Source organism: Virgibacillus sp. NKC19-16, from assembly GCF_021560035.1.
GTDB classification, from domain to species: domain Bacteria; phylum Bacillota; class Bacilli; order Bacillales; family Amphibacillaceae; genus Virgibacillus_L; species Virgibacillus_L salidurans.
In genome coordinates this window covers 2,732,462-2,745,010 of sequence record NZ_CP074373.1, presented here as the reverse complement: position 1 = coordinate 2,745,010, position 12,549 = coordinate 2,732,462, and the positions used below count along the sequence as shown (strand labels likewise).

Below are 12,549 nucleotides of genomic sequence, written 5' to 3'. Positions count from 1 at the left end.
GGTTTTAACATGCCGAATAGTAAAAACTGGTTTCGTATCCCTCTACGAGATGGCCTATTTCTTATAGGGCTAATAGGATATGTTGTTGCTATATTTCTCCCTTGGAGTTATGATATAAAAATTTTAAACATCTCCTTATTAGCATGGGGAGCAGGCTTACTCTTCTTGCTCGCACCTATAACTGGAATTATATTGACCCTTGCTGAAAAATCGAGAAGGAAGGATAACTAGAAACCTAAAGTAATAATATGGATAAACTAACTTAAGGAGGGAGCGAGATATGAAAACAACTGAAATTACAATTATCATTTTGTATATCTTATTTTGCATATTGTTAGGTTTCTGGGCACAAAAACGTATAACTTCATCCAAATCAGAATTAGATGAATTTTATGTAGCAGGTAGAAAAGTTGGGCCTGGTGCGAATTCATTGGCATTATTATCAGCTTTGGGCAGTGGTGGTTCATTCATGGCAGGACCTGGTACTGTCTGGGGATTAGGATTTCCATTTTTGATGTGGATGACTGTGGGTTCTATTGTAGGATTTGCAGTCGCTAGTATATTGGTGGCTAAACCGTTGCGAAATTCCAGAAAAGTAACAGTCTCTGAGTTTCTGAATGACCGTTACGATGGAGGTAAATTCTTTAAAATCTCTATACCGGTTGTGATTATTATAGGTTCAGGGATGTATTTAATGTCACAAATGAAAGCTGGAGGTCTGATTACTTCATATGTAACGGGATTATCGTATGAATGGGGATTAGTTGTTATTGCATTTGTTTTTATTTTGTACGTGTCAATGGGAGGAATGTTAGCTGTTACCTGGACAAATGTACTGCAAGGGTTATTAATGATAGTGATTACACTTATCCTATGTGTCGTCCTGATTTTTAATTTACCATATCAATGGACGGACTTTTTGGTGGAATCTACTAGATTAAATCCAAATTTGGGTGAGGTCGGAGCAACAGTACCAATTACGGCCTATTTAGGAGCATTTCTGACATGGGCAACGGCTGTTTGTGTAACACCGCATCTAGTTATGAGAATCTTCACATCAACAGATGGGAGATCCGCGAAGTTATCACTAAATACGAGTATGTTAATTTATGGGATTTTAATGTTGGGATTGGTACTTTTATCGGTTCCATTTATTGGTACCCTTGGAGAATCAGTACTACAGAATAATGCCTCAGACATGTGGTTATTACTTGTAGCTGAAAACTTCTTCACACCCCTATTAATGGGGATATTTGCTGCAGGACTGATGGCTGCGGTGATGTCATCTACTGATTCTTTATTATTGGCGGTTAGCAGTGCAGTAGCATATGATCTGTACCAAGGTGTAATAAACCCAAAGGCAACTCAGCGTGAAACATTAAAAGTATCCATGATTGCAACTTGGGTGATAGGAATAGTAATCATGTTAATGACTTTAAACCCTCCAGAGTACTTAGTTGTTCTATACACTGGGGCAGTTGGGCTTATGGTAGCTTCTTTTTTCGGCCCAATGGTACTTGGGATTTGGTGGAAAAAGGCGAATACACCTGGTGCTATTACCGGCCTACTTACTGGAGGTATTAGTTTCTTAGTAGCCTTTCTAATTTTTGAGATGCCATATAACTCAGAGATATTAGTTGCTCTTCCAATTTCTTTAGTGTCTATGATTGTTGTTTCGCTTTTCACTGAAAGACCATCGCAGCAAACACTCTTAAAGATGGAGAACTATCATGTTGATGAGGTTGTACCCTACAGAGATGATGATATTAAAAATGTTAATTAATATTTAAAAACTGTTAATTCATTTAAATAGAAAAAGGCGATATAAAACATGCAAACCATATAGATTATAGTCAGGATACGGACTACATTGCCATCACAGCTAACGTATTGGATAATGATCCAGATAACATCTGAATCGTCTCTTACGTATCAAAGCGTGCATGCATTAGTGGAAGGGGTGAAAGTTGCTGGAACAGTGGATGATAGGAAAGCAATTATGGATGCTTTGAATGAAGGTATCGAAAGTATTCCAGAAGAGAAATCGGTACTTCCTCTTCACGAAATTGACGATGAAGGAAGTATTCAATGGGAGTTTGAGGCTGGTGCTGTAGAAGATGGAGAAGTTATTACTATGCCGCTTGATGAATAGAAACTTAACTACAGAATAATATGTAGCTAAAGGAAAAACTCATGTTGTCTTTGAATAGGATGGAGAGTGTGATATTAATTCATGAGTTTTCCTCTCTTTTAATAAACATACCTACTAGTTAGTATAAAAATAAAACACAGGAGTGAATAAAATGCATTTACGATTAAATGATGAACAGAAAATGGTCCAAAAGACGATCCGAAAATTTGTAGAAAAGGAATTAATTCCACTTGAGAATGAGGTGTTGAGAAACGAACGCGAAGGGAGACCAAGTCTTTCAGCAGAAAAAATGGAAGAACTTCAGTTGAAAGCAAAAGAAGCAGGATTCTGGGGTATCAACACACCGAGTGAATACGGCGGCGCTGATCTGGGACAGTTAATGTTAGCAATTGTATTAATGGAAGTTTCTAAGACATTTGTGCCTTTTGACTTCGGTGGTTCAGCAGATAACATACTTTATTATGGTAATGCTGCACAGAAGGAAAAGTATTTGATTCCAACCATTAATGGTGATAAAAAATCTTGTTTTGCTATGACAGAGCCTGGTGCTGGTTCTGATACAAGAAATATACAAATGACAGCAGTTAAGGATGGAGATGAGTGGGTTTTAAATGGAGAGAAGACATTCATAACAGGTGGTAATGAGGCCGACTTCGTTATGGTGATTGCCATTACAGATAAAGAAACCCATCAGAAAACCGGTAGTGATGGCGTAACCTGCTTTATTGTGGATCGCAGTATGGGTTGGAAATCAGAATACATTCACACAATGGGAGAATGGGGTCCAGCTAGTTTGGTTTTTGATAATGTAAGAGTACCAGAAGAAAATATATTGGGAGAAATTCATGGAGGATATCAACTTGGACTGGAATGGATTGGATTTGCTAGATGGGTTGTAGGAGCGACGGCAGTTGGTGCTTCGGAACGTTTACTCCAAATGGCGATTGATTACTCGAAGGAACGTGAAACATTTGGAAAGCCAATTTCTGAAAGACAGGCAATTCAGTGGCAAATTGCCGACTCTGCAGTGGAAGTAGAAGCAGCTAAATGGCTCGTACTAAATGCAACATTTACCCTTGATGAAGGGGAAGACAATCGTCATTTAGCATCCATGGCTAAACTGTATGGATCTAACATGGGAAATAGAGTAATAGATCGGGTTCTGCAGATTCATGGTGGTATGGGGTATACAAAAGAATTGCCAATTGAGCGCTGGTACCGTGAAGCAAGGTTATGGAGAATTTACGATGGTACAGATGAAATTCAGCGATTAATCATTTCCAGAAATTTATTAAAAGGAAATGTAAAAATAGGCCAGTATATCTAAACTAAACAATATAGAACCAGGAGGGAATCAAATATGTCAGGTAGATTTGAAGGAAGAGTAGCATTTATTACAGGTGGAAGTCGGGGGATTGGAAAAGGAGTAGCTCAAACTTTAGCTGAAGAAGGTGCTAAAGTAGCAATTGTCGATATTAATGAAGAAGCGCTTGTTAAGACAGCAAGTGAATTAACGGATCAAGGCTATGATATATTTTCAAAGGTAGTAAATGTTGTGGAATCAGATGAGATGGAGACAGCGATGAAAGAGGTTGTGAATGATTTTGGATCACTGGACATTCTTGTGAATAATGCTGGAGTTATTCGAGACAATTTATTGTTTAAAATGACAGATAGTGATTGGAATCAGGTGATGGATGTTCATTTAAAAGGAACATTTAACGCCGTCCGAGCTGCTCAGAAATACATGGTGAAGAATAAATATGGTCGAATTATTAATACGTCATCGACTTCAGCTCTCGGTAATCGAGGTCAATCTAATTATGCAACAGCAAAAGCTGGGCTGCAAGGTCTAACCAAAACGCTAGCCATTGAACTTGGTAAATTTGGTATTACAACAAATGCAGTTGCGCCTGGATTTATAGAAACAGAAATGACAAAGGAAACAGCAGAACGCATTGGTGTACCATTTGAGGATTTAGTGAAGGCAAGTGTTGAGACCATCCCAGTTGGCAGAAGTGGTAAACCAGTGGATATTGCGAATGCAGTTGCTTTTTTTGCAGATGAAAAATCATCATTTGTTAATGGCCAAGTGATCTACGTTGCTGGTGGACCAAAGGATTAAATCCATAAAAAAAGAAAGGGGAGCTAATAAATGTATAAAGATCAGATAGGAAGTAAGTCTAATAAAGTTAAGAACATAGTCGAAAGAGGATTAATAAAAAAGTTTGCAGAATCTATTGGCGATTCACACCCAATATTTATAAATGAAGAATATGGCAAGCAATCCAGATACGGCCAAAACATTGCACCACCAACATTTCCTCGTGTCTTTGATTATGGTGATATTGATGGGTTGTATCTACCTAATGTTGGTCTTATTCACGGGGAACAAGTCTATCATTATGTGAGGCCTCTATTCGTAGGAGAAGAAGTTTATTGTTATACAGAACTGGTAGATTACTATGAAAAAAAGGGAGGTAACGGGTTACTTGGGTTTGTTATTTTAAAAAGATATGGCGAAGAACCCGAGGGTAAGATCATCTTTACAGAATCACAAACTATCATCATATCAGAAACAGTAAGAAAGGAATTGGTTCGATGAATAGCCTAGTTGAATTAAAAACAAGTGAAGCCCTGGAAGAAATAACCTTAGAACCTGTATCTAGAATTGATTTAATTAAATACGCAGGTGCTTCAGGAGACTTTAACCCGATCCATACGATTGATGATGAAGCAAAGAAAGCAGGGCTTCCGGGTATCATTGCCCATGGAATGTGGACGATGGGCAACTTATCCAAACTATTTACTCCTTATTTGGAGGAAGCGTTTATTCAGGAATATCAAATACGATTTGCAGGTATGGTTTTCCTGGACGATGTTATTACCCTTAAAGCAGTATTGCAAGAATCCAGTGAGAAGTATCTATACTTTAAAGTAGCGGCTGTTAATCAAAATGGTGAAGAGGTCATTAAAGGCAGGGTAACGTTGAATAAGTATAACTAAGCAGTGAGTCTCCAAAAGCTGCTTAACTAATAGATAAATAGGAGGATTATATATGACAAGAGAAGCTGTTATTGTATCAGCAGTTCGAACACCGATTGCAAGACAGGGAGGTGCAATGGCATCTGTCCCTGCACATGTCTTCGGGGCAGAAGTTATTAAAGAGGCCGTTAAACGAGCAAAAGTCGAACCAGAAACAATTGATGATGTGATCTTTGGAAATGTACTGAGTGGGGGAGGAAATATTGCTAGATTAACAGCATTGCAAACAGGATTATCACTTCATTTACCCGGTCTCACCGTTGATCGACAGTGTGGTTCAGGGGTAAATGCGATTAATTTAGCTGCACAGGCAATTAAAGCTGGAGATGGTGATGTCTATATTGCTGGTGGAACGGAAAGCATGAGCCGTGCACCGTATCTAATGGAACGTCCTGAAAAGGCATATAGTGCTGCACCTCCAAAATTCAAGAGTTCGAAGCTATCACCAAAGGAAATTGGTGATCCGCCAATGGGTATTACTGCAGAAAATTTAGCAGAGAAATATGAAATTAGTAGAGAAGAGCAGGATGAATTTGCTCTAAGAAGTCAGCAGAGAATGGCAAATGCAATGGAAGAAGGTCGTTTTGATGAGCAAATCGTACCGATAAATATCCCTGTTCGAAAAGGAGAGCCAATTACGTTTTCAAAAGATGAGCACCCTCGTCCACAAACAACAATGGGAGGGCTGTCAAAATTACCTCCTGCTTTTCTTAAGGAGGGTAGTGTCACAGCGGGTTCGAGCTCTGGATTAAATGATGCTGCTTCTGCTGTAGTAGTGATGTCTAGAGAGAAAGCAGAAGCATTAGCTCATGCACCCTTAGCTACTATTAGAGCATCAGCTGTTGCAGGAGTCGATCCAAATATAATGGGCATTGGACCTGTTCCGGCAGTCAAAAAAGTGATGGAGAAATCTGGTCTTACTACAAACGACATGGATATTATCGAAATTAATGAAGCATTTGCTGCACAAGTACTTGCTTGTGATCGGGAACTTAACTTGGATTTTGATAAGGTAAATGTTAACGGTGGGGCAATTGCACATGGTCACCCATTAGGTGCTACAGGTTCAATTCTTGTAACAAAAGCACTATATGAATTAGAACGTACAGGTGGGAAATACGCACTTATCACCGCTTGTATTGGCGGTGGTCAAGGCATTGCAACAATTATAGAAAAAGGATAGCTGTCTAACATCAGATGTAAGGAGGAACCTATGACAAATTCGCGTGAAATAGAGGTCTATGTTCGTTTTTCTGAAACAGATGCAGCGGGGCACGTTAACAATACAAGTTATTTCTTATATCTTGAAGAGGCTCGAACCAAGTTTTTTTATAAACTTGGTATTGGTGAAGGGGATTCTAATTCTGTATTTAATTTTATTTTGGCATCAACAAAATGTGATTATCTCGAGCAAGCATTTGCTACGAATATGTTAAACGTATCAACGAATGTGTCGAATATAGGAACCAAAAGTTTCACAGTAGATCATGTAATTACCACAACTGATACTGAAGCAGTGGTAGCACATGCTACTGCAACACTTGTTTACTTTAATTATGCCAAGCAAAAAACGGAAGCAATTCCTGACTCAATTAGGAGTTTATTAGAGCCTATTCTAGTAGGATAACTGAATGTGTAAAGGAGAGAAATAATATGAAAAATGTAGCTACAGAAAATTTACTGGTCGATATAAATGAGGGGATCATGCATCTCACGTTGAATCGACCGGATAGTTTAAATGCTTTTAGTCCAGAAATGATTACAGGTTTAAAACAGGCAATAAATCAAGCAAAGCTGGAAGAAGAGATTCGTGTTGTTATCCTCTCTGGTGCTGGTCGTACGTTCAGCGCCGGTGGTGATTTGAAAACGATGGGGAAAAAAGAACCTATAGAGGTTTATGAACATCTTGGCGAATTGAATGAATTGATTCGTTCAATGCGGGATTTGGAAAAGCCAATTATTGCTGCTGTACATGGATATGCTGCAGGCGCAGGGTTCAATCTAGCTTTAGCCTGTGACATGATTTTAGCAGCAGAGGACAGTAAGTTTGTGTTAAGTTTCTCTCAAGTAGGCTTGATTTCCGATGGAGGTGGATTGTTTTTCCTTCCAAGACTAATCGGGCCATATCGTGCAAAAGAGCTGTTATTTAGCGCGGAGCCAATAAAAGTCGATGAAGCGCATAGATTAGGCATTGTTAATCACGTTTTTCCATTGGATGAATTTCAAGAAAAGGTTAGTGCTTTTGCTGCTAAAATAGCTTCTGGACCATCCGTAGCATATGGATTCATTAAGAAAATTGCTGACCAATCACTAGTCTCAAGTTTAGATGAAATTCTTGAACAGGAACGTATTACACAGGCCACAGTTATTAATACAGATGATCATCAAGAAGGTGTTCAGGCCTTTTTTGAAAAACGGAAACCTAATTTTAAAAAAGATTAAATGAAAGGAATAATATCCAAATGACTACAATAACTTTTGTAGTTATTTGGATATACGAGTTAACGACTGATTATGTAAAATAACGTAAAGTATTTGGTAGGGTGTTCAGCTTGGTAAAGCCAAAGGGTGCAAAAGTTATTTATTGGGGGGACTGTTTGCTAAAAAGTTGGGAAGAAGTAAAAATATTCATGATGCGCTAATCAAGCTATACAATGAAAAATCCATCCGAAGATCGTAAAACCTGTGGGTAGTTGATAAAAGATTCCTAAAATAACGCTTGATGAAGACACCTATTTGGAATAATTACAATATAGGCAAAATATTTAAGGGAGATTTGATTATGGTTTCTTACGATAAAAGGTGGTTGAAACACTATCCGAAAGATGTAGATGCGAATTTGGAAATTAAAGAAAGGTCTCTGTCCGATCTATTAAATAATGCGGCCAAGAACTTTGGGGAGGCAACTTCACTACAATTTGAAAATGATACATGGTCATTTAAAGATGTTCAAGAAATATCAGAAACATTAGCAGGTACCCTTTTTCAGCAGGGATTTAAAAAGGGTGATCGATTATCCATCATGTTACCAAACTGCGCTCAATATATCTTTTCACTCTTTGCTACAGTTCGTCTGGGAGGCATTGTTGTTCAAACGAATCCTATGTATGTTGAAAGAGAACTAGAGTATCAACTAAATGACACTAAAGCAGAATTTATGATATGTCATGACTCGTTGTATTACCGAGTAAAAAGAGTACAGGATAAAACCTCGCTAAAAAAAATTATTGTTGTACAGTTTAGTGATAAGAAAAAAATTGAACTTGATGTTGATGATGTGTTTTTTGATGATTTTTTAGATATGTATCATTCGCCTCCCCCAGAATTTAAAATTAATCCTAACGAGGATATAGCAGTACTGCAATATACAGGTGGAACAACTGGAAAATCTAAAGGAGTTATGTTAACCCACCAAAATTTTATTAATCAAACAGAACAGACATACGAATTTTTATTTAAAAGATTTGATTCAAAGGAAGGCCTAAACAAAGTTGTTATTAGTTTTTTACCATTATTTCATATATTTGGATTGGCAAATGTTACATTAACAGGATTTTTAATTGGTTATAAACAAATAATATTACCTCGTTTTGAAACGGAGCCGGTATTAAACATAATTAAAGATGATCCACCGATGTTCTTTTTTGGTGTCCCGACGATGTTTAATGCAATACTTAATTATCCTAATATAGAAACCTTTGGAATAAATAAAATTCATGGGTTCTTTTGTGGTAGTTCTCCTATGCCATTAAAAACATATAATAGTTTTAAGGAATTAATTAATAAAACAGCATTTATTTCAGACGGGTATGGGCTCTCTGAAATGACATCAGGTACACTTAGTAATCCATACACGAGGATGAAAGTTGGTAGTGTAGGAGTTCCGTTCCCGCAGACCGAAGCAAAAATTGTTGTTGAAACAGACGACGGTGTGGAAGAAGCTCCTATTGGAACTAAAGGTGAAATTATTACTAGAGGTCCACAACTAATGAAAGGCTATTGGAATAACCAGGAAGAGACTAAAATAGCCATAAGAGATGGGTGGCTGCACACTGGAGATATTGGATATATGGATGAAGATGGATACTTTTACATTGTGGATCGAAAAAAAGATATGATTATTGCGAGTGGCTTTAATGTTTACCCAAGAGAGGTTGAAGAAATAATTTATCAAATTCCACAAGTGAAAGAAGTTATTGTGATAGGAGCCCCAGATGAACATAGAGGAGAAACAGTAAAAGCTTATATTGCTTTGAAGGAGAATAAAGAGATTACGGAGGAAGAGGTTATTGTTTTTTGCCGTGAAAAATTATCTGCATACAAAGTGCCGAAGTTAATAGAATTCAGAAATGAACTTCCAAAATCTAGTGTTGGTAAACTATTAAAACGAGAGATTAGGAACCAAGAATTGTGAAATCTATAAAAGAATAAATTTTATGCTGTATTATATTGGAAATTTGTGTACAGAGAAAAATTCGTCCTCCAATGAGGGGAAAGCTAATGATTATACTGCTGACCGGAATACAAAATTTTCATGAAAAGAGGCAAAAGTTTATGTTAGAACAAAGCAATAATTTAGAACAAAGCAATAAAGAAGAACCAAGAAAAAAAGAAATGTGGGGATATGCCACATCAGCCTTTGGTATTTTTATAACCTGGAATTTAATTGGCTCATTTCTTTCATATTATTACACGGATGTTGTTGGACTAACTGCTGGAGCAGTAGGGACATTGATGTTGGTTGCCCGGCTTTTTGATGGGTTTACAGACTTAGGTATGGGGATAATTGTTGATAAAACCAAATCTAAACATGGCTCAGCTCGCCCATGGTTATTATGGATGGCAATACCTTTTGGTGTTGCAACCGTTTTATTATTTTCAGTCCCTGATATTGGCCAAACAGGTATGTTGGTCTATGCCTATGTCACATATTTGGGATTTGTCTTGCTTTATACAATGGTCTCCATTTCTTATAAATCCTTACAGGGCTTTATGACAACGCATCAGGACAGTCGATCCTTAATGAATACTTATTCTGGCATATTAAATTTTTCAGGTGCATTGGTAGCTGCGGTTTTATCTCAACCATTAGCAGCGTTAATTGGTTGGACAGCAGTTGCTGCAATGTATGGATCAATAGCCATTGTTTTTATATTATTAACCTTTAGATCAGTAAAGGAGAGAGTGGGACCCAATACATTTAATTCAGGAGATAATGTACCGTTTATTTTGGGATTTAAATCATTATTTAAAAATAAATATTGGGCCATCACTGCTATTTTTTCCGTGTTTTTTTACACAACAGTAGCACTTGTCCAAGGATCCAGTATTTATTATGCACAAGTAGTATTAGGAAATGCCAATTTAGTTCCAATCATAGGACTTGCTTTAACCTTACCTATGATTATAGGTCTATTATTTATGGGACCTATTGTTCTTAAAATCGGGAAGCGAAATGCTTCTCTTATAGGTGTTGTTGTAATAATCATTGGTCAGTCAGTCAAATGGATCGATCCGGCTAATTTGCCAATATATTTAATTGGTACAGTCATAGCCGGTTTGGGTGTAATGGCACCACAAGCGTATATTTTCGGTATGATTAACGATACTGCTGAGTACGGAGAATATAAAACAGGTGTTCGAATAGTCGGTTTAGTAAACAGTGGATCGAGTTTTGGAACTAAAGCCGGTTCAGGTATCGGACTTGCTCTTATAGGTTGGTTATTAGGTTTTGGGGATATATCGGTGGTCAGACTGAACAGTCTCCATTAGCCCATGAAATGATTTTGGCGATAAATATCTATATTCCAATAATTTTAGCCATATTGTTGATAATTTTATTAATTTTTTATAAACTTGATCGTGAACACTCATCGATAGTAGCAGAACTGCAAAGACGGAAATCATCGTACTAAGGGCGAGGCAGAAATTAATTGTCGAAGGTTTGCATGAGGCTGCCAGCCTTGCATTCCTTTGGACTTTTATGTGTCAGTGTTTCATATTTGGCATCATAACTGTCATAGCGGTAAGAGCACTACCGAAAATGCATTGGTGCAAAATGCTTTATCAAAACCAACAGGTTGCGGTTCATTTCGTTTATTATAGGCAATGACTAATTGGTGTCCTTTTCTGTGTACCTGCTTGTAGATGGCTTCAAAATCATAACCGGCTTCTTGGAAGAGTCATAGGGAATACTCCTCCAATCTTTTGGTTGTTTTGCTCAACTACCATTATACAAGATTTGGAGAGGTACTTCCTTTTTTACATTTCAAAGTTCTTGCTGCTCAAGGGATAGGAATGATAATAGGCCACTTTTGTAACACCTAATACTTGGCACATCTTCTATACACGGAATTCGTGTAGGTGCTTTTCAATGAAGTCATAGATTAATTCTGTTTTTTGCGAAGATGATATTCACTCAATCCTGTCCATATTTCAATTTGATTAAATCTCTATCGATAATGTGTGACGGTGAATGTATAGTTCTTCGCTGTATACTGGATACATTGATTATTCTTAAATATATCTGGATTGTTTCAACCATAATTGATTAAAGCAAACATACTGTAATCGGATAATACTCTCCTCACCCATACAATCGAATAAAGCTTGGAAAAGGTGGCATTGAAATGTTGATTATATAAAGTGAAATAAACTTTTTAAATCTTACCCCAAAACACAAAATCTTTACGATAATAGAAATAAAGGTAGTATCTCAAACATAGGAATTCGTAAGAGATATACATGTTAGAAGAAGGGAACCAATCATAAAACCACACGTTACACCCCTTTACATTCAACCCTCGAATAAAATAAACAAAAGACTTCACAGTATTCATCTCCATAGAGTCCCCCCTGATAACATCCGGGTATTGTTGTTTGAATAGGTGCAGTAATTTTGGCATTTTATTCGGTTATGTATATGTTAACTGAAGCAGCGTCCTTAGTGAATTTGAAAAATTGCTTGAGAAAAAATTAAATAAAAAAGAAAAGATCATGGGATTCGGACATCGTGTTTATATGAAGAAGATGGACCCAAGAGCGTTGATTATGAAAGAATCACTAAGACAGCTATGCAAGGTAAAAGGAGATTATTTACTGCTTGAAATGTGTGAGGCAGGGGAGAAACTCATGGAGCAAGAGAAAGGGCTTTATCCGAATTTGGATTATTATGCGGCTCCTGTGTATTGGATGCTTGGCATTCCGATTCCACTATATACGCCGATTTTTTATAGTTCAAGGACTGCCGGTTTATGTGCGCATGTCATTGAACAGCATGAAAACAACCGGTTATTCAGGCCGCGAGTGAATTATATTGGCAAGAAGTATGAGTGATTGCTAGGAAATTTTGA

The 12,549-nt window shown here is 37.3% G+C and carries 12 protein-coding genes and 2 pseudogenes; 13 read left to right on the top strand and 1 reads right to left on the bottom strand.

Annotated elements, in window-relative coordinates:
• Positions 1-9: 9 nt before the first annotated feature.
• From KFZ58_RS14095 to KFZ58_RS14040, 12 genes are all read left to right on the top strand, one after another.
• Positions 10-231, top strand: coding sequence for a hypothetical protein (locus KFZ58_RS14095; RefSeq protein ID WP_235791931.1), 222 nt, complete (start codon positions 10-12; stop codon positions 229-231).
• Between the two features lie 49 nt (positions 232-280).
• Positions 281-1,783: a sodium:solute symporter family protein gene (locus tag KFZ58_RS14090; protein ID WP_235791930.1), complete on the top strand. Its 1,503-nt coding sequence runs from the start codon at positions 281-283 to the stop codon at positions 1,781-1,783.
• Positions 1,784-1,897: 114 nt separating this feature from the next.
• On the top strand, positions 1,898-2,152 hold the full coding sequence (locus KFZ58_RS14085; RefSeq protein ID WP_235791929.1) for a hypothetical protein: 255 nt from the start codon (positions 1,898-1,900) through the stop codon (positions 2,150-2,152).
• 151 nt (positions 2,153-2,303) lie between these two features.
• A complete protein-coding gene (locus KFZ58_RS14080) occupies positions 2,304-3,479 on the top strand; it encodes an acyl-CoA dehydrogenase family protein (protein ID WP_235791928.1) in 1,176 nt (391 codons plus the stop codon).
• A 33-nt stretch (positions 3,480-3,512) separates the two neighbouring features.
• Positions 3,513-4,277, top strand: a complete 765-nt coding sequence (locus KFZ58_RS14075) for an SDR family oxidoreductase (RefSeq protein WP_235791927.1) — start codon at positions 3,513-3,515, stop codon at positions 4,275-4,277.
• A 30-nt stretch (positions 4,278-4,307) separates the two neighbouring features.
• Positions 4,308-4,757 carry a MaoC family dehydratase N-terminal domain-containing protein gene (locus tag KFZ58_RS14070; protein WP_235791926.1) on the top strand — a complete coding sequence of 150 codons (450 nt, stop codon included), beginning with the start codon at positions 4,308-4,310 and terminating at the stop codon, positions 4,755-4,757.
• The gene (locus tag KFZ58_RS14065) at positions 4,754-5,158 is read left to right on the top strand and encodes a MaoC/PaaZ C-terminal domain-containing protein (protein WP_235791925.1); all 405 of its coding nucleotides are present in this window, start codon (positions 4,754-4,756) and stop codon (positions 5,156-5,158) included. Before KFZ58_RS14070 ends, KFZ58_RS14065 begins: the two co-directional genes overlap by 4 nt.
• 52 nt (positions 5,159-5,210) lie before the next feature.
• On the top strand, positions 5,211-6,380 hold the full coding sequence (locus KFZ58_RS14060; protein ID WP_235791924.1) for a thiolase family protein: 1,170 nt from the start codon (positions 5,211-5,213) through the stop codon (positions 6,378-6,380).
• Between the two features lie 30 nt (positions 6,381-6,410).
• Positions 6,411-6,824 (top strand): acyl-CoA thioesterase, encoded by a 414-nt coding sequence (locus KFZ58_RS14055; RefSeq protein WP_235791923.1) that lies wholly within the window; start codon positions 6,411-6,413, stop codon positions 6,822-6,824.
• A 26-nt stretch (positions 6,825-6,850) separates the two neighbouring features.
• Complete coding sequence (locus KFZ58_RS14050) at positions 6,851-7,639, top strand: enoyl-CoA hydratase/isomerase family protein (protein WP_235791922.1); 789 nt, start codon at positions 6,851-6,853, stop codon at positions 7,637-7,639.
• Positions 7,640-7,919: 280 nt separating this feature from the next.
• Positions 7,920-9,611 (top strand): long-chain-fatty-acid--CoA ligase, encoded by a 1,692-nt coding sequence (locus KFZ58_RS14045; RefSeq protein ID WP_235791921.1) that lies wholly within the window; start codon positions 7,920-7,922, stop codon positions 9,609-9,611.
• 140 nt (positions 9,612-9,751) lie between these two features.
• A complete protein-coding gene (locus tag KFZ58_RS14040) occupies positions 9,752-10,969 on the top strand; it encodes an MFS transporter (RefSeq protein WP_235791920.1) in 1,218 nt (405 codons plus the stop codon).
• Positions 10,970-11,162: 193 nt separating this feature from the next.
• On the opposite strand, the pseudogene KFZ58_RS14035 reads toward KFZ58_RS14040, so the two are convergent.
• A pseudogene (locus KFZ58_RS14035) lies at positions 11,163-11,370 on the bottom strand (IS5/IS1182 family transposase); the annotation flags it as partial.
• 737 nt (positions 11,371-12,107) lie between these two features.
• Here KFZ58_RS14035 and KFZ58_RS14030 point away from each other — a divergent pair.
• Positions 12,108-12,532 (top strand): annotated as a pseudogene (locus KFZ58_RS14030) (citrate/2-methylcitrate synthase); the annotation flags it as partial.
• Positions 12,533-12,549 lie beyond the last annotated feature (17 nt).